The organism is Sphingobacterium sp. MAE (assembly GCF_056711605.1).
This window is the reverse complement of record NZ_CM160044.1, coordinates 4,772,737-4,799,483: the sequence shown is the minus strand read 5'-3', so window position 1 is coordinate 4,799,483 and position 26,747 is coordinate 4,772,737. Positions and strand designations below refer to the sequence as shown.

The 26,747-nt window shown below is 42.4% G+C and carries 13 protein-coding genes; 12 read left to right on the top strand and 1 reads right to left on the bottom strand.

Annotated features, from left to right (window positions below):
- The first annotated feature begins 415 nt into the window (after positions 1-415).
- On the top strand, positions 416-2,173 hold the full coding sequence (locus tag AC06G9_RS20420) for a family 16 glycosylhydrolase (protein ID WP_480957046.1): 1,758 nt from the start codon (positions 416-418) through the stop codon (positions 2,171-2,173).
- Between the two features lie 139 nt (positions 2,174-2,312).
- On the opposite strand, the gene AC06G9_RS20415 is transcribed toward AC06G9_RS20420, so the two are convergent.
- A complete protein-coding gene (locus tag AC06G9_RS20415; RefSeq protein ID WP_480957045.1) occupies positions 2,313-5,033 on the bottom strand; it encodes a DUF5695 domain-containing protein in 2,721 nt (906 codons plus the stop codon).
- Positions 5,034-5,236: 203 nt separating this feature from the next.
- Between AC06G9_RS20415 and AC06G9_RS20410 the strand changes: the two genes are divergently transcribed.
- From AC06G9_RS20410 to AC06G9_RS20360, 11 genes are all read left to right on the top strand, one after another.
- Entirely contained in the window at positions 5,237-6,100 is an 864-nt protein-coding gene (locus tag AC06G9_RS20410) for an AraC family transcriptional regulator (protein ID WP_248755377.1), read from the top strand.
- Positions 6,101-6,212: 112 nt separating this feature from the next.
- Positions 6,213-7,115: a dihydrodipicolinate synthase family protein gene (locus AC06G9_RS20405; protein ID WP_346573376.1), complete on the top strand. Its 903-nt coding sequence runs from the start codon at positions 6,213-6,215 to the stop codon at positions 7,113-7,115.
- 92 nt (positions 7,116-7,207) lie between these two features.
- On the top strand, positions 7,208-8,692 hold the full coding sequence (locus AC06G9_RS20400) for an aldehyde dehydrogenase (NADP(+)) (protein WP_281046736.1): 1,485 nt from the start codon (positions 7,208-7,210) through the stop codon (positions 8,690-8,692).
- Between the two features lie 21 nt (positions 8,693-8,713).
- Positions 8,714-9,712 carry a 4-hydroxyproline epimerase gene (locus tag AC06G9_RS20395; protein ID WP_045755845.1) on the top strand — a complete coding sequence of 333 codons (999 nt, stop codon included), beginning with the start codon at positions 8,714-8,716 and terminating at the stop codon, positions 9,710-9,712.
- A 23-nt stretch (positions 9,713-9,735) separates the two neighbouring features.
- Positions 9,736-10,995 carry an NAD(P)/FAD-dependent oxidoreductase gene (locus tag AC06G9_RS20390; protein WP_480957044.1) on the top strand — a complete coding sequence of 420 codons (1,260 nt, stop codon included), beginning with the start codon at positions 9,736-9,738 and terminating at the stop codon, positions 10,993-10,995.
- A gap of 16 nt (positions 10,996-11,011) precedes the next feature.
- On the top strand, positions 11,012-12,787 hold the full coding sequence (locus tag AC06G9_RS20385) for a DUF885 family protein (protein ID WP_480957043.1): 1,776 nt from the start codon (positions 11,012-11,014) through the stop codon (positions 12,785-12,787).
- Between the two features lie 21 nt (positions 12,788-12,808).
- Positions 12,809-14,230, top strand: a complete 1,422-nt coding sequence (locus AC06G9_RS20380) for an APC family permease (protein ID WP_480957042.1) — start codon at positions 12,809-12,811, stop codon at positions 14,228-14,230.
- 69 nt (positions 14,231-14,299) lie between these two features.
- On the top strand, positions 14,300-16,543 hold the full coding sequence (locus tag AC06G9_RS20375; protein WP_480957041.1) for a S9 family peptidase: 2,244 nt from the start codon (positions 14,300-14,302) through the stop codon (positions 16,541-16,543).
- Between the two features lie 308 nt (positions 16,544-16,851).
- A complete protein-coding gene (locus AC06G9_RS20370; RefSeq protein ID WP_480957040.1) occupies positions 16,852-19,908 on the top strand; it encodes a beta-L-arabinofuranosidase domain-containing protein in 3,057 nt (1,018 codons plus the stop codon).
- 71 nt (positions 19,909-19,979) lie between these two features.
- Positions 19,980-23,378, top strand: coding sequence for a family 43 glycosylhydrolase (locus tag AC06G9_RS20365; RefSeq protein ID WP_480957039.1), 3,399 nt, complete (start codon positions 19,980-19,982; stop codon positions 23,376-23,378).
- 221 nt (positions 23,379-23,599) lie between these two features.
- Positions 23,600-26,737: a SusC/RagA family TonB-linked outer membrane protein gene (locus AC06G9_RS20360; RefSeq protein ID WP_480957038.1), complete on the top strand. Its 3,138-nt coding sequence runs from the start codon at positions 23,600-23,602 to the stop codon at positions 26,735-26,737.
- Positions 26,738-26,747: the final 10 nt, after the last annotated feature.

The following is a 26,747-nucleotide window of genomic DNA, read 5'->3' as shown; positions in this document are numbered from 1 at the left end:
CACATTTGCTTTTGAATTATTTTTCGTCTTTTATTGACAAAATAAGTGTGTTATCCACAAAAATGCTATTTCATGCTGAATATGTACAGGATCGTTTATGCACATATTGTGAATAAACAAAGCTTGTTTGTGTATAAACACTATAGGCTCCTAAAGCGGATCGCGAGTTAAGCATGTATCATGTTATGTAGAGAGATATTGGTGAAAACTTTTATTCATTAGAAAATTGATGAATTTCTCCCTCCAAATTGTTGAATTACCCCCTTCCTTTAATCAGAACTGTTGATTAATATTGGACGATTGATTACCCTTTCGTTATACCTATTAAATAGCTATAACGAAAGGGGTAAATCTTCAGCCATGATAAACGCAATTGGCTTCTTAAATAAGTACTGATCAAAACAAATATATTTTTATGAAAAAAGCACTTTACTTTATTTTTCTATTGCATCTTGTCACGCAGGTAGGGGCGCAACATTTGCCGAAGAAGGGTTATACTTTAGTCTGGTCTGATGAGTTTGATGAAGAGGGATCTGTAAATAATCAAAACTGGCAATTTGAGAAGGGCTTTATGCGTAATCAAGAGCATCAATGGTACCAGCAAGAAAATATATCCTGTAAGGATGGCATATTGAAGATCGAAGCACGCAAAGAGGTTAAACCCAATCCCACTTATAAACCAAATAGTCAAGATTGGGCAACTTCACGTAAAGACATTAGCTATACATCTGCCTCAATCAATACTTCTGGCAAACATAGTTGGAAGTATGGCATATTTGAAATGCGCGCCCGTATTCCAGTAGGGAGTGGGTTGTGGCCGGCATTTTGGACATTAGGTGTAGAAAAAGAATGGCCTTCTAATGGTGAAATTGATATTATGGAATATTATAAGGGTGATATTCTTGCAAATATTGCTTCCGGTACGGATAAAAGATGGCAGGCAAACTGGCATAGCCAAAAAAAAGCGGTTTCCGAGCTGGGCGGAAAAGAATGGGCAATGCAATTTCATGTTTGGAGTATGTATTGGGATGAACATGAAATTGCATTGTATGTCGATGATATCCTGATGAATAAAGTGAAGCTGGATCAATTGGTCAATCGGGACGGGACAGGATTTAACCCTTTTAAACAGCCGCACTATATCTTGCTCAATTTAGCTTTGGGTGGAATGAATGGTGGCATTATTGATGAAAAATTGTTACCTGCAACTTATGAGATCGACTATGTGCGGGTCTATCAAAAGGGAGTTCAAGATCAGGAAAATACAGCATTTGTCCCAGGAAAGCTGTGGTTGGATGATCAAGGTAATTCGATCAATGCCCATGGTGGCGGAATTCTTAACCACAATGGCACCTATTATTGGTACGGTGAAAAAAGAGGGGGGACCGAATCACAGGGGGTCAATGTCTATTCTTCCAAGGATCTCTACCATTGGAAATTTGAAAAATTAGCTTTTTCACCTGCAGATGATCCCAGCAGTGATGTCGCATGGGGATGTATCATCGAACGGCCGAAGGTCATCTACAATAAGAAGACGAAAAAATTTGTGATGTGGTTTCATCTGGAGCTGAAAGATCAAGGTTATGCTGCAGCACGAGCTGCGGTTGCTATTAGTGATGCTCCTGCCGGTCCATTTACGTTGGTGGACAGTTTCAGACCAAATGGTCATATGTCACGAGATATGGGACTCTTTGTGGATGATGATGATGTTGCTTATCATATCTATTCTTCAGATGAAAACTATGAACTGCGTTTGGCAAAGCTTACGCCTGATTATTTAACTCCTACGACCGCGGATACATTATTGTTCAGAAATCATCGAGAAGCTCCGGCTTTGTTCAAATATAATCAGAAATATTATCTCTTTACAAGCGGCTGTACAGGTTGGGCTCCCAACAGGGCGGAACTACATGTAGCGGATCATCTGTTTGGACCTTGGACATCTTTAGGTGATCCGATGCGCGGACCCGACGCGCACATCACTTTTGATGCACAATCTACTTTTGTATTGCCTGTTGTAGGTAAGAAAAATGCTTTTATATTTATGGCTGACCGTTGGAAACCTAAAAACTTGTTGGATAGTCGCTATATCTGGCTCCCGGTTGATCTACAAGATGGTAAAATAACCGTTCCGTGGAGAGACAAATGGAATCTTGAGGGATTTCATTTTTAAATAACGGAGCCTCTAGGAGCTAAGGTCTCTAGGATGCTGCGATTTGGGGGGGTCGCGGTTTTTGAATAAAACCTGTGGCTAGCCTAAGCTAACCACAGGTTATGTATGTTGTTTAGAAAGAAAGATCGTTTGATCGAGGCTACTTTGTTTTCACTAGTGTCACGCTCGCAGTAGAAGCTGGTATGGTATAGCGATTGAATGGATCTTTTTGGAGTCCTTCAATCACATAGCCACTCTCGGGATTGATATTTAGCAAGATATTTGGCACCCTGTCCGATTGACTGGTATTAAAACTCAACACCACACTTTTATCTTTTTGGTTGTAACGCAGCTTTTCGATTTCTCCGGCATCCGTAGTCAGCCAGAGATGCTCTTTTGCTAGAAAAACACGGCCTCTGGAAGCGGTTGTGATCCTCACTTCGATATTGTTTTTATCTGCTTGAAGATGGCCGCTAAAAGCCAACCAGCCAAATTCTGGATGTTGGATAATATAGGTTCCTGAATTAACGGCGTAACCATAAAACCCGGTACCATAATCACCCGATATGCCATCGTTGGCTAATGTCGAAGGATAGGAGTGAAATGCTGCAGGACCAAAACCATCTGCTGTAACATTGGCCAGTGCACCCATCATACCGGCATGACCGACACGAAGAAGATAGAAATCATCGGGATGGTCACGGTATTCGGTCAGTACAGGGATGGCGTTGAGTGCCGATCCATAATGGTGGAGTTGACGTTCGATGCGGGATAGTTTTCCGCCATATACAAAATCCCAATAACGACGGGCACTACCGTTGTACCCCCAGTGTGGTACGGTTGGCATATAAGCCAAAATTGCATTTAAGGTGACTTGAGTTTTATCGTCGAAACCAAAGTAGCGCGACCATAAATATACCTCCTCCTGTCCGGTAGAATCCCAGGGCATTTCACTTCCAAAGGGATAATCTAGGCTTTTCCAGTGTTCTGCACGTTTGCGCATCGCGGCTTCCAGCTTATTAGCGGCATCGGTTAGTCCTTCCCGACGAAGATCATGGAGGATCAGCAAAAATATACTGCCTTCCATCTGTCCAAATTGAGCGTAATAAGGTGCTTTCTCGATCATAGCCATGCTGGTTTGAAAAGCCCGATCTAAATACACATCCCAGCTTTCCTCTTGTACAAGATTACGATAGTCGCGAGCCAGTCTGTACATCACCCAATGTGCTGCTGCCACATGGGGGTAGTTGTAGGAACGGCCGATGTTGTCCGCTTCTTTTTTTGGCCATGCTGACCATACTTTCCAATTGATGTCGGCATCGTAAGTGCCTGCTGGCAGCGAGTCTGGCTCGTAGTAAAATAAACTTTTGACGACACCATATTTTTGATCCCCTTCTTTATGCTGAATACGGCCATACATCGTTTCGTTGACAAATCGTTTAAGTTTGTTGATCTCTGTAGGATTAGGTTGGACGACTTGCTTCATAATCGCAGCTAGCCAGCTAGCCGCTCCTGCTTCATCACTGAGGCCGGCATACCAAGCGCGTTGTTCTTGGGTGACAAGCTTTTTGTCCTCATAATCGTAGGTGATAACAGATGGAGATCTGCCAAAGCGGTCTTGATCATTTTCGTACCACTGTGCGGTCGTTAAGAAATTTCCCAGATCATTCACCACATCTTTTTCGGATTTGATGACTTTATATTGAATGGTTTGCTCGGCACCATCCTGATAGGTGATGGTCAATCGTGCCCGTCCCCATTGTTGGCCTTTTACTTCATATTGATGCCATTTGTGTGGGGTATCTTGCTGTTTAGTAACAGTTAATGCGCCCTCTGGATAAACTGAGATATGGGCAATGGCTTGATCATGTTTGATAAAAAGTTTGACCGGATTATCTAAAGGAACAACATATCCAGGAGCACCAATAGCAACAGGTCTCTTGTTTTTCAGAAGCGTGTTTTCAATTTCTTTGATACTGGGCGATAGCACAAACTTAAGGGCAAATGTCTTGGATTCTTTTGGCTTCAAAACAGTAGAAGTCGGTGTGTTCCATTGTTCTACTCCTTTCCAGTCGGTTTCTGCAAGTGCCTTGCTGTGGATCATCCATTCGTGGAAACCTTCAAAAGTAATGCTTTTTGGTGTCGGATCACTGTTCAGCGGGTTATAGGCCTCAAATCCTGCATTTGTGTAAGGAAGTACTAATAAGCTCGGACCGTTTCCATGTAAATGGTTGACCTGCATATAGCCTGCATCTTGACCAATATAAGGATCGAAAAATACATTTTGAGCATGGGCTTGATTCAGATTTTTCCAATCCATATTGTTGTTGAAGGGAAGTGGGATGCCCAGAGATCCGATCTCAATAGCTTGATCAGTAGGATTGCTGATTTGAAATTTCAAGATGAGATCGCCATCCACATTCTCCCAGCTACGCACCACTTTTAAGGGGATATTTTCCAATGTTGGAGTGATATCTGCTGCGGCTAAAGTAGTTTTAGAAACTGCGATTTCGATTACTTTTTTACGGTCTTTGGCTGATGAATAACTGGACCATTTGGTTTCTCCTTCATATTTCAGGCGGATGTTGATATCGCCGATATGAAAAAAATTGTTACGGTCCCGTTTCGCTAATAGCTCAACAGGTGTATAGTCGAAAGCGGCATCACCGTTCACTTGTTGAAAGGCGGATAAGGTTTGTGATGCATGGAGAATCTTGATCTTCAATTGGTTCAGCGCAAAGCTTTTGGCCCCTTGTTCTATACCCAATGTCGCCGGCTGGCTTTTGGTCGCCTTCCATACAGGATGCTCATCCTGTTGGCTAAATGCGGGATGGATATAGAATAAGGTTAATAGGAGGTAACAACTTTTCTTTAAATTCATTTGGTAAGATTTAGAGATTATAATACTTCAACACATGATCAAGTGCAACGATTACAAATTTGACTTATTAAGTCCTTTTTTAATTACCACATTTTAACCGAATATACCATGTTATTGATATAAAGTGATAAATATTTGCTTTGTGAACCGCTAAATCCTAAATTTAATGTACTAATGACATTAATCGAAAAACCATTCTATTTATGAAACCAATTCAATACCGAGTTCCTGTTCCCAAGGATAGGACCGTTTTTATTCAGGAGGATTTTTTGGATAAGTTTTATCCCCATATGCATTGTCATGAGGAGTATCAATTAATCTGGATCAAGGAGGGCAATGGACAGTTGTTGGTTGATGATCATGTCCATGATTTTGAGCGCGGGGATATTTTCCTATTGGGATCAAACCAAGCCCATGTCTTTAAAAATGATTTTAGGGTTGGGTATGTGCAATCGGTTTCTGTTTTTTTTAATGTGAAGGGATCCTTGTCCGCGATTTTGAATATGCCTGAATTAAGTATGCTGTTGGATTTTATAGATAAAAATGGTCGCGGTTTTAAAGTTCCTACCATACACTTGGCACAGATCAGTAGAAGGATAGAGGCGCTTAAGAACTCCGATAGCTTAGGTCAGCTTGTCAGTTTTTTTTATTTATTGAAATCTTTGAATAGACTTTCCCTCAAACTTAAACCGCTTTCGGGTGTCACTTCTGTTGATTTTGGTACGGGAGGTTCTTTTCGGATTACGGCCTTATGTGATTTTCTTGAAAATAACTATAAGGAGAATATTGGCTTAAATGAAATCGCCGAAAGGGCAAATCTGACTCCGCAGGCTTTTTGTCGTTATTTCAAAAAAAGTACAGGGAAGACTTTTGTTTCCTATCTGAATGAATTGCGCGTAAGAGAAGCTTGTCGCCTATTGGGAGGTCAAGATTATGATTGTATTTCCATCGTGGCTTATCATTCTGGGTTTAATAGCATCACCAATTTTAATCGGGTTTTTAGAAGCATTGTAGGTATATCGCCTAAAATGTATGTGGCAAATTATAAAAATTTGCTCTATGAGTAGACGGTGCAGGTTAATATCCAATAAGTAATGATTAAAACGCGGTTAGTTTAGTTGTTTAATAGTTCCTTTCTTTGATAAAGAAAATTATAAATTAATTAAGTAAAGAATAACTATGGCTGAATTAAATTGGAAGGGCGTATATCCGGCAGTGCTGACCCCCTTCAAGGAGAATGGTGAGATTGACTTTGATATGTTTGCTAAAAATACGGAAGCTCAGATCGAAGCGGGGGTACATGGTATTATCATTGCAGGATCATTGGGTGATGCAGCGGTGTTGGATACAGATGAAAAATTTGAATTATTGACTTATGCTATTCAGGTGATTGCAGGCCGTGTACCGGTGATCTTGAACATTGCTGAAAATACCACTAAAAATGCCATTAATTTTGCAGTTAAAGCAAAAGAATTAGGTGCAGATGGTTTAATGTTATTGCCGCCAATGCGCTATAAAGCAGATGACCGTGAGGTCGTTACTTATTTTAAAGCCGTAGCAGATGCGACAGACTTGCCTATTTTGATTTATAACAATCCGGTGGATTATTCGATTTTTGTGTCGACAGCTATGTTTGATGAATTGAAAGATTGTCCAACGATTGTGGCGGTTAAGGAGTCCACTCGCGATCTGACAAATATAACACGAATGAAAAATAAATTTGGCGACAGATTTCATATCTTAGGTGGTGTAGATACCATCTCTTTGGAGGCGTTGGTTGTGGGTGCAGATGGTTGGGTTTTTGGATTAGTAGACGCTTTTCCAAAGGAGACAGTTGCGATGTATAACCATGCGGTAAATGGTGAATACGATAAAGCTTTGGATATCTATCGCTGGTTTATGCCTTTGTTAGAATTGGATATTCACCCTAAGCTCATTCAATATATTAAGCTGGCTGCAGCTGCCGAAGGAATATGTACGCCGCACCTACGTGCGCCGAGACTGCCATTGGTGGGTGAAGAAGCTGAAAAAATCAATCAGATTATTGCTGATGGTATTGCTAATCGTCCTCAGTTAAATTAAGATCTGCGGATCAAAAATAATTAAGGTACTGTAGGCGATTGGTGGATACTATTCGCCTACAGTTCGTTTGTAAAGAAAAATTCCGATATATAATGAATCAATCACAAGTATTTTTAGATGAGCGTGTTCGCATAGCGGCAGAAGCATTTCAATTTTTGAAATCCACGACGATCGGTGAGCGTGCCGTATTTATGCATGCTGTTGCGGATAAAATTGAAAAGCTAGGACCGGAGCTGTTGGAGACTGCTCATGCAGAGACCGCACTGCCTTTGGCCCGCCTCACAGGAGAGAAGGCGCGCACAGTAGGACAATGGCGCAGTTATGCCAATGCCGTAGCACTAGGGATTTACACCGAAGCTCGCATTGATTTAGCAAATAGTGAAACAGGTAAAAATGATATTCGGAAATTTAATTTGGGTATAGGTCCAGTAGTTGTATTTGGAGCAAGTAACTTTCCATTTGCCTTTTCTACTGCCGGTGGAGATACCGCAAGTGCCATCGGTGCAGGTTGTCCAGTGATCGTGAAAGGCCATTCGGGACATACCCGTACGTCTACGATAATGGCCGAAGCCATCGCTGCTGTTGTCAAAGAATTCGGCTGGCCAGAGGGGGTGTTTAGCCATATTCTTGGAGCCAATATCGAAGGAACTGATACCAAAATAGGGGCCTATCTCACGGGTCATCCTCTTGTAAAAGCGGTCGGTTTTACAGGATCTTATTGGGGCGGGAAAGCTTTGTTTGATATCGCCAATCAACGCGAAGAACCGATTCCGGTATTTGCCGAAATGGGCAGTATCAATCCGGTGTTTGCCTTTACGCATATGCTGCAAGAGCGTGCTGAAGCATTGGCTAAGGAATACGCGAGTTCACTCACCATGGGTGTGGGACAGTTTTGTACCAATCCAGGTGTATTTATCGCGGTTAAAGGCGATGGCTTAGATCGCTTCAAAAATGCACTGGCGTTAGAAATTGGGGCAATCCCACCAAGTACAATGCTTAATTCGGGTATCTATACGCATTTTGAAAAAAATAAGACAACATTAAGTAACCAAGAAGCGGTCACGGTAATCGCCGAATCGGGGATAGAAGCTAGCCAGGGACAAGGTCGCGCAAGAATCATCAGTACCTCGGCAAGCAATTTTTTGAAAAATCAGGTTTTGAGCGAGGAAGTGTTTGGTCCTTTTGCAGTATTGGTGGAAGCGGACAGTGCAGAAGAAGTACTGACTATTGCGCAGGAACTTAAAGGTCAATTGACCATTACCATTGCGGGTACTGCGCAAGATGTGCAGGAGCATCATGATGTTTTCAATGTCGTGAAAGATAAGGCGGGTCGACTTTTATTTAATGGAATGCCAACTGGAGTAGAGGTAGTTTATGCGATGCAGCACGGCGGTCCTTTTCCTTCCTGTACGGATCCTAGATTTACTTCTGTAGGACCAGATGCGGTGAAGCGTTTTGTACGACCTTTATCGTTTCAGAATTGGCCCGATGAATTTTTGCCTGTGGAGCTGAAAAATGAGAATACACTAGGCATTTCACGTATCGTAGATGGTAGTGCGACAAAAACAAGTATTTAGCACATTTTTGTATAGCAATTGATGAAGAAAACATTTTTTTGTATTGACTCCCACACCTGTGGTTGTCCAGTTAGGTTGGTAGCAGGAGGGGGACCGGTGCTGAATGGCCATTCGATGATGGAGCGCCGTCTGCATTTTATGGAAGAATATGACTGGATCCGTAAAGGATTGATGTTTGAACCCCGTGGTCATGATATGATGAGCGGGAGTATTCTTTATCCACCTACAGATCCCAATAATGATACCGGTGTCCTATATATTGAAACAAGCGGATGTCTTCCGATGTGTGGTCATGGTACCATTGGTACCGTGACGATTGCCATTGAAGAAGGATTGGTCATCCCCAAAGTACCAGGAAAGTTGCGTCTGGAAACACCAGCCGGATTGATCCTGATCGATTATGTGCAAGAAGGTCCAAAAGTAAAAACGGTCAAGCTGACCAATGTGAAATCTTTTCTTTATAAAGAAGGACTTACGGTGATGTGCCCAGATTTGGGAGAGATTGTAGCAGATGTAGCCTATGGTGGAAATTTCTATGCCATCGTTGATCCACAGAAAAATTTTAGAGATATCAGCGATTTTTCGGCTAGTCAGCTTATCCACTACGGTAAGATTATTCGCCGATTACTCAATGAGCAAACGGAATTTGTTCATCCTGAAAATGAAAATATCTATGGTCTCAGCCATATTCAATGGACGGGAAAACCTACGCATGCTAATTCTACGGGACGTAATGCCGTGTTGGTAGGTGAGAATGCCTTGGATAGATCTCCTTGTGGTACCGGAACTTCTGCTCGTATGGCACAGTGGTATGCCAAAGGGAAGTTGAAAAAAGGCGAAGAGTTTGTGCATGAGAGTTATATCGGTTCGCAATTTGTCGGTCGTATTGAGGACGAAACAACCATAATCGGACAGCCTGCGATTATTCCTTCTGTAGAGGGATGGGCAAGAATTACGGGATATAGTCAGATCATTATTGACGATGACGACCCATATAAAGAAGGATTTCAAGTTATGTAATTACTATTAAAACATCAAATAACGTGTCAACACATAATAAAGGAAAAGTTGCTATCATAGGAGCAGGTATTGCAGGATTGTCTACCGCTTATTACTTGCTACAAGATGGTTGGGAAGTTCAAATTTTAGAGAAAAGTGACGGGCAGGACAATTGCTCTTATGGCAATGCAGGAATGATCGTTCCTAGTCATTTTACTCCGCTGGCAGCTCCGGGTATCGTAGCGCAGGGGGTAAAATGGATGCTGAACAGTAAGAGCCCATTTTACGTCAGACCCTCCTTGAATTTCTCCTTGATAGACTGGGGACTGAAGTTCTTGAAACATGCCAACGAAAAACACGTCAACCGAAATGCAGCGGCTATACGCGATTTGAATCTTGCGAGTAGCCGGTACTATGATCAACTGGCTCAACAGGAGGGTTTTGATTTTGAGCTGAGGCAGAATGGGATTATGATGCTCTACAAATCCAATCACGTGGCGCATGAGGAAATAGAATTGGCAGAAAAGGCTCAAAACTTGGGATTGGATGTAGAGGTTTTTGATCAAGCGGGTATCCAGGCCTTAGAGCCTAATCTCCGAATGGACACAATAGGTGGAATATTGTATAAATGTGATGGTATCCTGTATCCACCCAAATTGATGGAAACATTAACAGACTATTTGCTTGCTCATGGTGCCCAGTTCAGCTTTCAAACGGAAGTAACAGGATTCAAGTTTTCCGGTAGAAAAGTATCCGAAATCGTTACTTCAAAAGGAGCGTTTCATGCGGATGAAGTAGTCGTAACTGGGGGAGCATCGCTACCCGCATTAGCTTCTAAGTTGCAGTTGAAGTTGCCGTTAATGCCAGGGAAAGGGTATTCGTTTATGCACCATACCACAGACAATAGCCAGATGGTACATGCCGCGTTGTTACTGGAAGCACGTGTAGCGGTGACGCCTATGAACAATCAGATTCGCTTTAGTGGAACGATGGAATTAGGTCCTGCTAATGATAAAATATATACCAATCGGGTCAAAGGAATCGTCGAATCTATCCCTAAATATTTTCCTGATCTACAGGTTGACTATCCGCAAGATATCTGGTTTGGCTACCGACCATGTTCGCCAGATGGGCTTCCTTATTTGGGCAGAACTTCAAAATACAGCAATGTTAGCATTGCTGGTGCAGGTGGTATGATGGGGTTGAGTTTGGGTCCTGCTTACGGAAAAGCGATCACGGCTCTATTGTCCAATCAGCCCACAGAAACGGATATCACAGGCTTTAATCCAGATCGATTCCAATAGACCATAATAAACCTAAATGATGAAGAAAAACAACAATAACCCTAACGTAAAGCAATTTATTGTCATTGGCGTACTTTGTATGGCTTCTTCGCTAACAGATGCCCAAGATATGGATTTGTACCAACATACGACACCCATTGAGCCTTATATCATTCAATATCGTCATGACCTGCAGGCTGTCAATTATTTCTACGGTCCAATGCCTAAAAACTGGGGCTTTCAGCAATCAGCAGCCTCACCCCAACAGATCAATCGACTGATATCGATAGATGACGATTATTTGGCGAAACTGAAAAACTTTGATTACAAACGGCTCAATACCAATGGTCAAGTTGATTATATTCTGTTGAACCAAAAAGTGCAGCGACATCAGGAAGAACTCAAAGAATCATTAGCATCTTATAACCACCTGAAGTCTTACTTGCCCTTTGCTGAAAATATTCTTCAATTTGAACAGAAGCGTCGTCGAGGAGCTGCTGTTGTCGGAAAGGATGTCGCCATCGTTTTAGAAAAAACAACCGGTCAGGTCGAGGAAGCGATGCAGAATCTTGAAAATGGATCAGCGATTGAATCTGCTGATGTCAATTTTTTGGTCAATATGGTCGAGTCATTGCGAACCCGATTGGAAAGTTCATTTGACTTCTATCATGGATATGACCCGATGTTTACGTGGTGGGTGCCTAAATCTTACGAAAGGTTAAACGAAAAACTGATCCAGTACAAAGCTGCTCTGCAAGCGAAGAGCAACTGGAAAGTGTTTAATGATGGCAGCCATATCGGGGGCCAGCCTATTGGAAAAGCGGCACTCAATAAAAAGCTGCGGGAAGAAATGATTGCTTATAATGCGGATGAGCTTTTGCGAATTGCTGATCAGGAATGGGAATGGTGTGTGGCGGAATTATTAAAAGCTTCTCGTGAGATGGGATTTGGAGACGATTGGAAAGCTGCACAGGAAAAGGTTAAAAATACCTATGTGCCCGAAGGTCGACAGCCCGACTTGATCAATGAACTGTACGACAGAGCGCAAATGTTTATTAAGCAGCATGATCTCATCGCGATTCCTGAATTGGCGGATGAGACTTGGGGGATGATTATGATGACTCCTGAACGGCAATTGGTCAATCCTTTTTTTACGGGCGGACGTGAGATCAGTATTTCCTATCCGACCAATACGATGACTTATGAGCAGAAGATGATGAGCATGCGGGGCAATAACCCACACTTTTCATTGGGTACGGTTCAGCATGAACTGAATCCAGGCCATCACCTACAGTATTTTATGAATAAAAGATATAAGCCTTATCGTGAGCAGAATTTCAATACACCATTCTGGACCGAAGGCTGGACGTTATATTGGGAATTACTGCTCTATAGAATGGGTTTTGCAAAGACACCGGAAGAACGTATCGGGATGTTATTTTGGAGAATGCATCGCTGTGCGCGGATCACCTTTAGTATTAAATTTCATCTGGGCGAATGGACACCGCAGCAATGTATAGATTACTTAGTCAACAAGGTCGGTCATGAGCCTGCAAATGCACATGGCGAAGTGAAGCGATCGTTTGAAGGTTCTTATGATCCTTTATATCAGTTGGCTTATTTGATCGGTGGTTTACAGTTGCTGAGTATCAGCGATGAATTGGTAGGATCGGGGAAAATGTCCTATACCGAATTTCATGACCGTGTCATCAAGGAGAATTACTTGCCCATGGAGATGCTCAGGGCAATATTGACCAACCAGAAGCTTGAAGCTAACCATCAAGCGAAATGGAAATTTTATAATTTTAAATAACCGCAATCTAACCCTCAATCTATGAGTAGTCAAGAAAATAGTCAAGATTTCAAAAAGTTATTGGGTTTATTGGACGCCACGATGCTGGTTGCCGGAAGTATGATTGGTTCGGGGATCTTTATTGTATCGTCAGATATTGCCCGAAATACAGGTTCTGCTGGTTGGCTGATGGTCGTATGGTTGATCTGCGGATTTATGACTTTAGCGGCAGCTTTGAGTTATGGCGAGCTCAGTGCCATGTTCCCCAAAGCTGGTGGTCAGTATGTTTATTTGAAAGAGGCCTATGGACCTGTGGTCAGTTTTACATTTGGATGGACTTTTTTTGCGGTTATCCAGACGGCCACGATTGCAGCTGTGGGGGTTGCTTTCTCTAAGTTTACGGCTTATCTGTTTCCGGTGCTGGATGAAGATGTTTATCTGCTGGTGATCGGAGATTATCATGTATCATCTGCTCAGGTGTTGGCTATCGCTGTTATTTTACTGCTCACCTTGATCAATACCGGAGGGGTAAAAAATGGGAAAACGGTACAGACAGTGCTGACGCTGATCAAGATCTTAAGTTTGGTCTTATTGGTCATTTTTGGTTTTGCGGCTTTTGATCTGGAGGTGTGGAATCAAAACTGGTCTTCGGAGCATATGTGGAACCTGCATCGGTTAAATGTGGATGGATCGACAGCAGATTATGCTACGTTTGGTGCGTTTGGTGCCATGTCTGCTGCACTAGTAGGGGCATTGTTCAGTAGTGATTCGTGGCACTCCTCTTCTGCTGTAGCGGGAGAAATCAAGAATCCGCAACGCAACATTGGTTTAAGTTTAGCTTTAGGAACCTTGATTGTGACGGTGATCTATATTTTAACCAATTTGATGTATACCGGTGTATTGACGATTGAGCAAATGGCCAGTGCTCCTAAAGATCGCGTGGCGATGCTTGTGGCACAGGAAATCTTTGGCCCCGTTGGAATCGCCATCTTGGCGATCATGATTATGGTCAGCACTTTTGGATGCAACAATGGATTGATTCTGGCTGGTGCAAGGATCTATTATTCGATGGCTAAGGATGGCTTGTTTTTTAAGAAAACGGGAACCTTAAATAAGAATGCCGTACCGGCATATGCCTTGTGGTTGCAGGCGGTGATTGCCTCGATATGGTGTTTGACAGGTAAGTACGGGGATTTGTTGGATATGATTACCTGTGTAGTTGTCATCTTTTATGTGTTGTGCATCATCGGCATATTTTGGTTAAGATATAAACGTCCCGAAGTACCAAGACCTTATAAAGCATTTGGCTACCCATTTATACCGGCGATCTATATCGTGATGGGCTTATCGTTTATTATTTTGTTGGTCATCTATAAACCACAATTTACTTGGCCGGGCATCATCATTACCCTTTTGGGTATTCCGTTATACTATGTTGTGAAACAAAAGGAAGCGAAGACTTAATCTTACTTATTTTCATCATGCCTGATTATGGATAAAGGCATGATCTATACGATATAAAAAATAATACCTATGAAGTTAACATTAACCGCTGCTTTAGTGCTGCTCTTGCAGCTTACGACAATGGCGCAGGGGACATTGGACGATTATAAACGAGCCAAAGACATCAGAAGTTCATTTGCTAAGGTGTACCAAGTACCGCAGCAGATTATCTGGTCTGAAAAAGGAGATAGTTTTTCCTACCGGGTCACGCAGAAAGATGGCAAGAGGAGCTTATATCTGGTCGATGCGCTGAACAAGAAAAAAATAGATACCGATGTTGCCGCGATTGAAAAGCAGCTCTCATCGCAGTTGGGCAAAGAAGTGAAATTAGGCGTTTTGTGGGGGAGAGATCTGAAAGTGCTGACGGCAAACGAGGTGGAGTTTACCGAAGAGAAAGTGGTCTGGAAGTGGAATGCGCAGGAAAATAAACTGAGCAAGTTGCGGGATGTTCCTACAGCAGGTGCTGATCGGAGATCGGATGGCTATTGGGGAGCACGATGGGATGATAGTAAGGGTGAGCCTGTGGATTCTCCCGATAAGGTCTATACCGCATATATTAAAAATAGTAATATTTACATCAGCAAAAAAGGCGATTCGAAAAGCGAGAAACAAATGACCTTTGATGGTAGCCCCGGAGCGTATTACAGTGCTCGTATCCAATGGTCCGATGATTCAAAAAAATTGGCCGCTTCCAAAGTACGAAAGGCAGAAATTAGGCAATTGACTTTATTGGAATCTTCTCCTGTCGATCAATTGCAACCTAAACTACAAACCAGAGACTATAATAAACCTGGAGATGCTTTATCACAATATTATCCTACTATTGTTCATCTAGCGGATGGTCGTGTGATGTCGGTAGATCCAGCTCAGGTGGACAATCAATTTTCATTATCTGCGATCGCATGGAAGCAGGATAATAGTGGAATCACATTTGAATATAATCAACGTGGTCATCAACGTTATGATGTGATGGAGTTGAGTGCTGTAGACGGAAAAACCAAAGCAATTATTTCTGAGCGCAGCGCTACATTCATTGATTATAGCGGAAAAAAATACCGGAATGATCTCAAAAAAACAGCCGACATCATTTGGGCCTCGGAACGTGATGGATGGAACCATCTGTATCTGTTCGATGCCAGAACTGGAGCATTGAAACATCAGATTACCAAAGGAAACTGGGTGGTGCGTAAAGTCGTTAACGTCGATGAGGATAGCAAAAAAATTATTTTTGAGGCGAGTGGTATGGATAAGGGATCGGATCCCTATTTAATCCGTTATTATTCGATTGGCCTTGACGGTAAGGGAATGAAAGAACTCACCCCCGAACCGGCTAATCACCAAGCAACATTTAATAACGATCAAACCTTATTTGTGGATCTCTATTCTTGTGTTGATCAAGCGCCAAAGACAGTCTTACGACGCGCTGTAGATGGGCAGATCGTCATGGATTTGGAACAAGCTGATATTTCGGACCTGGAAGCCACGGGATGGCGCAAACCAGAGGTATTTAAATCCCTTGCTAGAGATGGTAAAACCGATATTTGGGGGATTATTGTTCGTCCTAGAAATTTTGATCCCAACAAAAAATATCCTGTGATCGAATATATCTATGCTGGTCCGCATAGCTCTTTTGTACCCAAGTCATTTTCCGCTAATCCTTCAGGACTTACTGAACTTGCGGAATTGGGATTTATTGTGGTGCAGATCGACGGAATGGGAACATCCAATCGTTCGAAAGCATTTCAAGATGTCGCTTGGAAAAATCTAAAAGATGCGGGCTTTCCTGATCGCATTGCCTGGATGAAAGCTGCCGCGCTTCAATATCCTTATATGGATATCGAAAAAGTTGGTATTTATGGTACTTCTGCCGGAGGACAATCTTCTGCTGGGGCACTGTTATTTCATCCTGAGTTTTACAAAGTGGGTGTTTCCTCTTGTGGTTGCCATGATAATCGTATGGACAAAATATGGTGGAATGAACAATGGATGGGCTGGCCCATCGGACCTGAATATGCGGCATGTTCCAATATCGAAAATGCGTATAAATTAGAAGGAAAGCTGCTATTGATCGTTGGCGAGTTGGATGATAATGTGGATCCGGCATCGACTTATCAGTTCGTCAATCAGCTGATTAAGCATGGTAAAGATCACGACTTCATTATGGTTCCGGGCATGGGACATGCTTCTGGTGGTGATTTTGGTGAAAAGAAACGTCGCGATTATTTTGTCAAACACTTGCTTGGGGTAGAACCTCCAGCTTGGAACGCTTATTAAAGAAGGTCTAGGATAATCAGGGATTTAAACTGATGTAAAAACTTCGTTTAGCCGTGCAACGTGCCAGGATGAGCACTTTAATCAGGGTAAGCAGATCTACACAGTCATTTCTTTAGGAATGAATAAAAATTGAGCTTAGTAGCTCATGAAGTCGAGCTGAGGGCTAGTATGGCCTTTAAAGAATAAACCGAGCTTGCGAGCTCACAAAGTAATGATATACCAATGAAACCATCATGAGCACCCACGCATAAAAGGCGATGAATATTGCTCATGATAGGTTCATTACAGATAAAAAACAATTTATATCAATGAAAAGTTATACAGTTTTTTTACGTTTTATCCTCGTCGCCACAATCCTAACCAAAGGGTTAAGCCCGGTACAGGCGCAAAGTGGTGATCAGATTTTGGATGGAATCGGTGAAACGGGAATGATCGCACGCTATGTATTTAATGGGGATCTGAAAGATTGGTCCCGCAACAATCTGCATGCAACCGCTGGTCGGAATGCGACATTTATCACCGATAAGCGGTTTGGGAAAGTATTGTCGTTGTCGGGCGAAAGCAATGATTTTATCCAGATTCCTACTGATGCTTTGACCGATATGGAGTCGCTGAGTATTTCGGGCTGGGTGTATCTGCGTTCGGAAAAAAAAGGTCAAGTATTTTTTGACTTCGGAAAGGATGCACGCAAACATTTCTTCGCTGCTCCTGTTGGAACAAAAAGTCAGGTTGGTTTCCAGAGTTTAATTACTTCAGGAAAAAACAACCAAAAAGGAGCAGTTTCTTCAGCGATCACGTTGAATAAATGGGTGTACCTCACTATAGTGGTGGATATCCCTTCCAAAACGATGTTGACTTATGTCGATGCTGTGCCCGTTGGTGAATCCAAACAGATTCCGCGTGAGTTGACGGAGGTTTTTGGATCTGCAGGAGAGAAGAATCAGTTGTATATCGGAAAATCACTTTTTGCAGGATCTCCTACGTTGGATGGGATGTTACATGATTTCCGGATCTATCGCGTTCCGTTGAGTAAAAATCAGCTTACCGGAATTTATACCAATTCACAGCGAGGTAGGAGTAACGTTGCTGTAAATGTAACCAAGGTGGAGGATAACCTGCCCGATTTTCCTTTAACGCAAGCACAACTCTACAATGCGTACTTAATTGCTGTGCCAGATGTACAGGTGGAAACGGCATTAGGCGATTTGCCGCGGTTACCGAGTTATGTACAAGGAATGTATAAAGAGGATATGGTAGGGCCTAAAGTACGTGTCATTTGGCCTTCGCCAAATGATAATAGTACTGTTCTGGAAGCTGGTCGCTATACCATTACAGGTCGGGTCCCAGGTACAGATTTGCAACCTAAAGCGATCGTGACTGTCAAAACAGGTACTGCAGCAGCGCCAAGCTTAAAATTGGAAAAATTTGATTTAAATCAGGTTTCATTGCAGGCCGATGCGCAGAACCAAGAAACAAAATTCATTGAAAATCGCGATAAATTTATCAGCACATTAGCAGTTACTGATCCTAACTCTTTTCTTTACATGTTTCGTGATGCGTTTGGGCTGCCACAGCCTCCAGGAACTAAACCTTTAGGGGTATGGGATAGTCAGGATACCAAACTCAGAGGACATGCCACAGGTCATTACCTAACTGCTATTGCTCAGGCGTATGCCAGTACAGGATACGATAAAACCTTGCAAGCGAATTTTGCCGAGAAAATGAACTATATGGTCAATACCCTATACGAAATGGCACAATTGTCGGGTAAACCGCAACAAGCTGGAGGTACAGCTGTCGCTGATCCGACAGCAGTGCCTTATGGTCCTGGAAAATCAACCTACGACTCGGATCTGAGTCAGGAAGGTATCCGTACCGACTATTGGAATTGGGGAGTTGGGTATATCAGTGCCTATCCACCGGATCAATTTATCATGTTGGAAAAAGGAGCCAAGTACGGTGGCCAGAAAAATCAAGTTTGGGCTCCCTATTATACCTTGCATAAAATTTTGGCCGGTTTGATCGATATTTATGAAGTGAGTGGCAATGAAAAGGCACTTCAAGTGGCGACCGGTATGGCAGATTGGGTACATGCACGTCTCAGCCAACTACCTAAGGAAACGCTGATACAAGTGTGGAGTACTTATATTGCCGGAGAATTTGGAGGAATGAATGAGACTATGGCTCACCTCTATCGGATCACGAATAAAGAACACTATTTGAAGACTGCACAGTTGTTTGACAACATCGATATGTTCTTTGGAAATGCGCAACATGCACATGGATTGGCGAAAAATGTCGATACGTTCCGAGGATTACATGCCAATCAACATATCCCTCAAATTGTAGGTAGCATCGAGCTATATCAAGCTTCCAATCTGCCTGAATACTATCGGGTAGCCGATAACTTTTGGTATAAGGCTGTCAACGATTATATGTACAGTATAGGAGGAGTTGCAGGGGCTCGAAATCCGGCTAATGCAGAAGTGTTTACAGCAGAACCTTCGACCCTATATGAAAATGGTTTTTCTGAAGGAGGACAGAATGAAACGTGTGGTACTTATAATATGCTGAAATTAACCAGTAACCTGTTTCTTTTTGATCAACGTGCAGCATATATGGATTATTACGAACGCGGATTGTACAATCATATTTTGGCTTCTGTTGCTGAAAACTCAGCGGCTAATACCTATCATGTATCCCTAAGACCTGGCGTACAAAAGCAATTTAGCAACGCCAATATGACCGGTTTTACCTGCTGCAATGGTACCGCGATCGAGAGTAGTACCAAATTGCAGAATAGTATTTATTTTAAAAGCAAAGATGATCAGGCTTTATATGTCAATCTATTTATTCCTTCAACTTTGGAATGGACGGAACGCCAGTTGACGGTAGAGCAGAAGACAAGCTTTCCAAAGCAAGACGAGACGGAGCTGACCATAAAAGGGAATGGAACATTTGATCTACATGTGCGTGTACCCAGCTGGGCAACCAACGGATTTTATGTCAACATCAATGGTCAAGATCAACAAGTGCAGGCTCAACCAGGTACTTATTTGAAATTGAGCCGTAATTGGAAAAATGGGGATCGTATCACCTTAAAAATGCCTTTCCAATTTCATTTAGATCCAGTGATGGATCAACAGAATGTTGCCAGTTTATTCTATGGCCCCATCTTATTAGCTGCTCAAGAACCCGAAGCGAGAAAAGATTGGCGTAAAGTAACTTTAGATGCGAAAGATATCAGCAAATCCATTTCAGGTGATCCACAACGTTTGGAGTTTAAAATCGATGGGGTAGATTTTAAACCATTTTATGAGACCTACGGAAGACACTCAGTTTATCTGGATGTTACATTGAAATAATTGCAATTTATACTGAAAACTTGGAGGGGTACTTTGTTTGTCGAGGTACCCCTCTTTGATACATACTGATCATGAAAAAATTATTCTTTTTAGTGCTCTTTGCTTGCTCAATAGGTTCAGTACCTGCTCAATCGTTGAAAAAGCATGAAATGCCAAATACCTTAAATCCATTATTGCCCGGATATTTTGCAGACCCAACGATAAAAAAAATAGGAGATACCTATTATATCTATGCCACGACAGATGGTAACGGTTGGGGAGCAGGACCATCGCAGGTATGGACTTCCACAGATTTTAAGAATTGGACCATACAACCCATGAACTGGCCCAATACCCATTGGTATTGGGCTCCCGATATGACTAAAGGATACGACGGAAGATATTATTTATATTATAGTCAACCGGTCGAAATATTTGGTGCGGTATCGGAGACACCGATAGGGCCTTGGCAGTCCCTGGCTGATGATCATCAATCGATTATACCCAATTATATGATTCCGGGTGTGATTACCTTGGATGGTCAAACGTTTACCGATCATGACGGACTCATGTATATGTATTGGGGCACCTGGGGGATTTATCCAGACCACGGGTGTGCCGTGGGGTTAATGAATCCGGATATGAAGAGTTTTAAAAAGATCGAATTGATTCCCAATACCGTGGCAAAGGATTTTTTTGAAGCTCCGTATATGTTTGAACGCAATGGTATCTATTACCTCATGTATTCTTCTGGTCATTGTGAAGATCATACTTATCGTGTCCAATATGTCAAGAGTACAGTTGGCCCGATGGGGCCCTTTGAATATCCTGCTGATAACCCCATCTTGGTAACCAATGAAGATGGTACGATCCATGGCCCGGGGCATCATAGTGTGTTGGAGGAGGATGGTCGGTATTATATCGTTTACCACAGGCACAATAATCCGCATTCGGGTGGTGGTTTTCATCGTCAGGTTGCAGTAGATGAATTATTTTTTACTGCTGACGGAAATATTCAAAAAGTAGTTCCCACACATCAAGGGATTGCTGATCTCATCAAACCGAAACCTTATCCCGAAGATCTAGCGTTCGGAAAACCTGTGCAGGTGTCTTCTTCTTATCATGCTGATTTTAGAGCGTCTTTTTTGGTGGATGACAATAACGGAACTTTATGGCGAGCAAAAGAAAACCATCAGCCAGCATGGTTAACGATCGATCTGGAAAAGATAACAGATGTAGAAACTGTCGCCATCCAATTTGAATATCCTACTTATGCGTATCAATATCGGATCGAAACATCAACAGATGCTAAAACCTGGACGACATATGATGACCAGTCCAATAATAATCGTTGGGCAAGTCCGGTCTTGGCCCACGGAAAGGTGAAGGCAGGCTATGTACGCTTGCATCTCTTGCAGACACAATTGCCGGGGCTACCTCGTGGAGTATGGAATATCAAGGTCTATGGTAAGTCGCTGGACCAGCAAACGGTCTGGTCAGCTCCGCAAATTATGCCTCCTGAAGAAACCATTTTTGGTCCTTTGATCCACATGGATGCGGAGGACTATCAGGAAGGGGAGCGTATCACAACGATTCAGAATAAAGGTTTACTTCAAGGAACCCTAGATAGTGAAAAGCCTATTTATGTGAAAAACTATCAAGGGAAAAAAGCATTTTTATTGAATGGTTCAGTTTCCCTTCGTTCTACATTTAAAGTGCCCCAATCACTCGCGGGCAACAGCCCCTATACAGTCTCCATGTGGATCAATAATCCACGAATCGATCGTTTTGAAAGTGTGGTTGCTTGGTCTAAAGGTAATCAGGATATCAGCAAAGCGATCGTTGGCTACGGCAAAGATGCGCAGCGAGGAGCTGTTACACATGGTGCCTGGCCAGATATGGGTTTTAAGACGCTACCGCAGGAGGATCAATGGCATCATATAATCATCTCATTTGACGGTTATATGGAACGTATATATGTTGACGGAAAGCTGCAACGTGAAGAAAATCGCATGTTATTTGTTCATCCTGCCGATTATTTTGTGGTAGGTGCTTCTGATTTATTGGATCAGCATTTTTCAGGTTATATCGCAGATATTAAGATGGCCAATATCGACTTATCTGCTGATATAATAAATGAAGAAAAGAATTTCTCCAATCCAAAAAAATTATTTTTTGCTATACAGACCGATAATCTTGCTACAGGAAAAATCAGCAAAGTGCGCAATCATGGTGCGATCATGGCTCATGAGGTTGCGGTTGATCGAGGAGAGGTTGTCATACAGGGTAACCGTACTGCACTGAAAATGGATACATGGAAAGATCCCATTTTGACCAGCATTCTTACTCAGCCGTCCTACACCTTAGCTTTTGATTGGTTTGATGGCCACCGTTGGAATCATGGTTTGGCACTGTATGATCAGGGCAAGACGGTGTTTTATAAGAACAGTAAGCAAGATCAGGTACAAAATATCAATAAATTACTTCGGATAAAGGATGGTGAAGTTGTTTTTCAGCACGCTTTTCATTTTTTTCGTGCATATCCTAAAAAATTTAATATAGACCAGATAGAGGAAAATTATCAGATCTGGAAAGCAAAAAGTGCAGCTGATTTGAACAGGTATGCGCCTAATATCGCGGTGAAGCCGTATTGGATTAACGATGACGATTTCTTTGTCCAGATCCGTGCAGATCAAGCAGACCTGATGTATCTATTTTCGACAGATCAATATGATTCGGGTTGGATTCAAGAGCCTTACTATTTATTTAATCGTGCGCATCTGGGGAAGACCATTTCGATTTTTGCGAAAGATGAGTTTGGAAATGTGAGTCAAGCACAGCTGATCGCTGTGCCGAAGCAGAAATCATCTTTACGGGTAAAGGATTTCGATCAAAACTTTACGTTAGAAGAAGAAGAAATTCCGGATTGGGACGGTTATCAAGTCGGTGTATATCCCGATAGTACAAAGGTGGGGATTAAGGGTGTAGATGGGCAATGGACCTTGAGCTCTAAGCATACAAAATGGGGTGATGCCTCCTTGTTACCACCTTTTATATATAAAGAATTGGAGGGGGATTTCACCTTAGAAGTTCAGGTAAAAGATGTCGCGGGATTAACTTCTAAAACCCGCACCTCGAGTGAAGCTGGTATTATGATACAGGCTATAGGAAACCCAAATGCTTACATGAATAATACCGTGTTAACGGGTTGGAATTTGGGTAATCTTGCCAGAAGTATAGGCGATCAGATCCATCAGGAAGGAAATAATGGAACGGGATTGCAGTATTCACCTTATATCCAGGTACAAAAAGTGGGTAGTTATTTCTTCTTGCGCAGTTCTCAGGATGGAATCACATGGATCGATCTTCCGAATACACCTTTCCTTCGTGAAGATCTGAAAGGGAAAAAGCTGCGTGTAGGACTGTATCAGATTGCAACCAATAATCAGGAAGGTTATGGTGTATTTGAGCAGTTCAAGATATGGCAATAATCCGGTGATATCAACGGAAAATATAAACCGTGATCGTCTAATCTTCGGGAGGCGATCACGGTTTTATCTTTAATAAGGGGCTATGATTAAGTATAATACGATTTTTTTTGATCATAATATAAGTGTTATTGGTTAAATTCGGATTGAATTCAAACCTGATTCTCCTTTACCTTCGAGTATCTATTAAACAACTAATATTAACTAACCAAATTAATTAATTTATGAAAAACGTAGGTCTTTTATTAGTCCTCGTGGTTCTCCTTTCGTTTGATGTATTTGCTCAACAGGTAACAGGTGTGGTCCGGGATGTATCGGGAAGTGCCATGGTCGGAGCGACGCTGAGAAATTTATCTACCCAGATAAGTGCACAAACCAATAGCAAAGGAGAGTTTACGATGGTCGCAAAGCCGGGAGATATGGTCGAGGCAAGCTTGCTTGGATACGAATCAAAAAGGCTAAAAGTGGAGGCACAGTCGCCGCTCAATTTTGAACTGAATACGACTTTCTCCACTTTAGATGAAACGGTCGTCATCGGTTATCAAAAAATCTCTAGAAAGAAAACTACCGCAGCCATTTCCAGTATTTCGGGTAAAGAATTGGCTAATCTTCCCGCGGCAAGTTTTGATCAATTGCTGCAGGGACGCCTATCGGGTGTAAATGTACAGAATTTTACAGGTGAACCAGGGGCATCTCCTACCGTTCAAGTACGTGGAAATACAAGCTTAAATCGAGAGTATGATGAGTTTAGCGTCGGTAATGCCCCGCTGTATGTTGTAGATGGAGTACCTCAGCCTCCGCAACAATACACTTCTCCAGTGACAGGTACAGGTACAAATTTTATCGCAGGTATTAATCCGCAGGATATTGAAAGTATTGATGTGCTGAAAGATGCTTCTGCTGCCGCTATCTATGGATCGAGAGCATCAAGCGGTGTCATCCTGATCACCACGAAAAAGGGTATCAGTCGTGAACCACAGGTGATGGTTTCGGCATATTCAGGCTTGACACAGCGCCCTGAGTTGCGAGATGTAGCGATAGGAGCTGAAGAGAGACGTCAAAAAATGCGCATTTTAGAAGAATTACAGCAATATCGACCTGATATTGATAATCGAAACATATCTTTTCTGCTTACGGATAGCTTAAATCCTGCTTTTAACGGAGCTACCGATTGGCAGGATATGTACTACCGAAAAGGAATGGTCAATAATGCTGATCTGAGCCTGAGTGGAGGGGGATTTGGGGGATCAAATTATCGTTTCAGTGCCGGCTTATACGACGAGAAAGGAATTGTGAAAGCCACCGGATTTAAGCGCTATTCAACACGGCTAAACTTAATGTCCAAGGCACTGAATGAACGGTTGATGATCAATCCGATTGTTGCTTATTCGCGTACAGAGCGCACCCGAGCTGGTGGCGGCGGAGTGGGGGTAACAGCTAGATACACCCCTGCATCTTATTTCAACCTCAGTGAAACCCGAAAAAATTATCTTTTGGGAATGTATAATGATGATTCGGATGTCAATACGGGTAATCAGTTTACCTTCAACCTGAATCTGGGGTATGATTTTTCAAAAGCGTTAAAATTTACCTCTCAAACTTCTTATATCTATTCCAACAGTAGACGTGATGTGAGTACACCCTCATCAGTGGCTAATTTTACAGGAAACAGACAAGATGTCTTTTCAGATAATCAGGTCAACGTGTTGTCATCTAATTATTTCAGTTATACTAAAGAATTTAACAAACATAGCCTGAGCATGATCTTGGGAAGTGACCTGGAATATAATCAATACCGGTCAGTGGGGGCGGGTGCTTCGAATGGTTCTTCAGACCAAATCAAAGTCATACAAGGATTTCAGCAACGTTATCTGACGGCTTGGTCCGATTATCAGGCTTATAGTATGGCTTCATTTTATTCGCGACTGGCATATGACTATGATTCTAGGTATCTCGTTTCTGCCAGTATCCGTGGCGATGGATCATCCCGCTTTGGCGTCGGTAATAAATGGGGGTATTTTCCGTCGGCTTCCGTAGCATGGCTCGTTTCGGAAGAATCCTTTATGAAAGACAAAGAGTCTTTGTTTTCGATGTTAAAACTGCGTGCTAGTTTGGGTACAACGGGTGGACTACCCGGAAATAATTACTTGCAATATAATCTTTATCGGGTCAATGCTGGAAATTTCTGGGGAAATAACAATGCAACCTCTTATAATGGTGTCACCGCGATAACGCCCAATCTGGTAGATGGGGTAGCACAGCCTAATATCAGCTGGGAGCGCTCGACACAGTGGAATATCGGTGTGGATGGAGAAATTGCTAATGGCCGTTTTTCTTTTGCACTGGACGTCTTTAACAAGGAAAATAAACAATCCTTGTTTGATGTTGCATTGCCGGTCACAACAGGGTATGATCGCGCATTGACCAATTCGGTTGGCGTAAGGAACTATGGTGCTGAAGTGGTGCTGATGGCTAATCCGCTTCCAAGAACAAGTCCTGTTCAGTGGTTTAGCCGATTGAATGTCTCCTATGTGAAAAATAAAATCATGAATCTGCCTAATTCGGGTCGCGATTTGGTGGTCGCCGGTTCCCGTTTTGATAAAACACATATTCTATCCGTCGGTAGCCCGATCAATACTTTTTACTTGTACCAAACGTTAGGGATTTTCTCAAATCCTAATGATATTCCAATCAATCCGCTGACAGGTGACCGCTATAATTCTGGAGGAAGCCCCTTTGCTCCGGGTGATATGTGGATCAGAGATGTGGATGGAGACTACATGATTGATCCCTTCAATGATGGCATCAATCCGGATAAACTTCCGCTAGGCGATCCAAATCCCAAATTTACCGGTGGCTGGACGAATAATGTGACTTGGAAGAATTTCAATGTTGGGGTACTCTTCACCTTTTTGTTTGACAGGGATGTGCTCAATCTATATCAATCTGATTTATTTGAGAATGGTGCAGCGACCAATTCAACCGATGGTTTTGCACAGTATGCGACACCTGATTTTAGTAAGATCAATATCTGGCGTAAACCGGGAGATCGAGCCGATTATCCAGCCTATCCTTTAGGATCTTGGCGCTATTATACCGTTGCTGGTCAAACATTTTTCATGGACAAAGGTGATTATTTCAGAGTGAAGAGTGTGAGTCTTTCTTACAGTCTGCCCAATCGTTTAGTCTCGGGATGGGGGATGAAAAGTATTCGCATGTATGGTATCGTAGATAATTTAATGATGTTCCAGCGTTCGAAAAGATTACCGGATGCCGAGGCTGTAAATTATTACGGTGAATATGAGGGTAATGGTTATCCGATCCCGAGCAAGTTTACTTTTGGTGTTGAATTACAATTTTAATCAGAGCGTC

What these genes read in the sequence shown, in the direction of transcription:
- AC06G9_RS20380 (WP_480957042.1), top strand. Translation starts at nt 12,809, where the DNA reads ATGAGTAGTCAAGAAAATAGTCAAGATTTCAAAAAGTTATTGGGTTTA.
- AC06G9_RS20395 (WP_045755845.1), top strand. Translation starts at nt 8,714, where the DNA reads ATGAAGAAAACATTTTTTTGTATTGACTCCCACACCTGTGGTTGTCCA.
- AC06G9_RS20385 (WP_480957043.1), top strand. Translation starts at nt 11,012, where the DNA reads ATGATGAAGAAAAACAACAATAACCCTAACGTAAAGCAATTTATTGTC.
- AC06G9_RS20370 (WP_480957040.1), top strand. Translation starts at nt 16,852, where the DNA reads ATGAAAAGTTATACAGTTTTTTTACGTTTTATCCTCGTCGCCACAATC.
- AC06G9_RS20420 (WP_480957046.1), top strand. Translation starts at nt 416, where the DNA reads ATGAAAAAAGCACTTTACTTTATTTTTCTATTGCATCTTGTCACGCAG.
- AC06G9_RS20375 (WP_480957041.1), top strand. Translation starts at nt 14,300, where the DNA reads ATGAAGTTAACATTAACCGCTGCTTTAGTGCTGCTCTTGCAGCTTACG.
- AC06G9_RS20405 (WP_346573376.1), top strand. Translation starts at nt 6,213, where the DNA reads ATGGCTGAATTAAATTGGAAGGGCGTATATCCGGCAGTGCTGACCCCC.
- AC06G9_RS20415 (WP_480957045.1), bottom strand. Translation starts at nt 5,033, where the DNA reads ATGAATTTAAAGAAAAGTTGTTACCTCCTATTAACCTTATTCTATATC.
- AC06G9_RS20410 (WP_248755377.1), top strand. Translation starts at nt 5,237, where the DNA reads ATGAAACCAATTCAATACCGAGTTCCTGTTCCCAAGGATAGGACCGTT.
- AC06G9_RS20360 (WP_480957038.1), top strand. Translation starts at nt 23,600, where the DNA reads ATGAAAAACGTAGGTCTTTTATTAGTCCTCGTGGTTCTCCTTTCGTTT.
- AC06G9_RS20365 (WP_480957039.1), top strand. Translation starts at nt 19,980, where the DNA reads ATGAAAAAATTATTCTTTTTAGTGCTCTTTGCTTGCTCAATAGGTTCA.
- AC06G9_RS20400 (WP_281046736.1), top strand. Translation starts at nt 7,208, where the DNA reads ATGAATCAATCACAAGTATTTTTAGATGAGCGTGTTCGCATAGCGGCA.